1 protein-coding gene is annotated in these 1,276 nt (G+C 72.2%); it reads left to right on the plus strand.

Annotation, left to right across the window (positions count from 1 at the left end; all coding sequences use genetic code 11):
- A partial coding sequence (locus AC27IO_RS24360; protein WP_498741233.1) for a multicopper oxidase domain-containing protein occupies positions 1–1,276 on the plus strand: 1,276 nt, incomplete at both ends.

The following is a 1,276-nucleotide window of genomic DNA, read 5'->3' on the forward strand; positions in this document are numbered from 1 at the left end:
CTCCGTGGGCCGCGCCGCCCTGGCCGCGCTGCCCGAAATCCCCCAGCACGGATCGGCCGACACCGCCGTGCCGCCCGCGCCGACCACCGGGCGCCCGTTCCGCCCCGTGGTCACCCTGAACGGCTGGAGCCTGCCCTGGCGCATGAACGCCGGCGTGAAGGAATTCCACCTGGTCGCCGAGCCCGTGGTGCGCGAGTTCGCACCCGGCTTCGTGGCCCACCTGTGGGGCTACAACGGGCAGAGCCCCGGGCCCACGATCGAGGTGGTCGAGGGCGACCGGGTGCGCATCTTCGTCACCAACCGCCTGCCCGAGCACACGAGCGTGCACTGGCACGGCCAGCGCCTGCCCAACGGGATGGACGGCGTCTCGGGCCTGAACCAGCCGGCGATTCCCGCGGGCAAGACCTTCGTGTACGAGTTCACCGCGCGGCGCCCGGGCACCTTCATGTACCACCCGCATGCCGACGAAATGACGCAGATGGCCATGGGGCTGATGGGCCTGTGGATCACCCACCCGCGGCTGGATGCGCGCGGGCGCCACCCGCTCATCGCCACGGCCGACCGCGACTACGCCTTCCTGCTCAACGCCTTCGCCGTGGAGGCCGGCACGCGCACGCCGCGCGTGAACGAGATGACCGACTTCAACATCTGGGCCTGGAACAGCCGCGTGTTCCCCGGCATCAGCCCGCTGGTGGCCCGGCGCGGCGAGCGGGTGCGGGTGCGCGTGGGCAACCTCACCATGACCAACCACCCCATCCACATCCACGGCCACGAATTCGAGGTGACCGGCACCGACGGCGGCGCGGTGCCCCCCGGCGCCCGCTGGCCCGAGGTGACCACCGACATCGCCGTGGGCCAGATGCGGCAGATCGAGTTCGTCGCCGACGAGCCCGGCGACTGGGCCGTGCACTGCCACAAGAGCCACCACACCATGGGCGCCATGGGCCACGACGTGCCCACCATGATCGGCGTGGACCACCGGGGGCTGGTGGCGAAGATCCAGAAGATCGTGCCCGACTACATGGTGATGGGCGAGCGCGGCATGGCCGACATGGGCGCCATGGAGATGCCGCTGCCCGAGAACACCCTGCCCATGATGACCGGCACCGGCCCCTACGGCCCGCTGGAGATGGGCGGCATGTTCAGCGTGCTCAAGGTGCGCGAGCACCTGGCCGCCGGCGACTGGCGCGACCCGGGCGACTACGTGCAGCCGCCCGGCACCCAGGCCTGGGAATGGCAGGGCGCCGCGGCGGACCTGCCCCCCCGCGCCGGCGGC

This window comes from Acidovorax sp. KNOB132, from assembly GCF_057541515.1.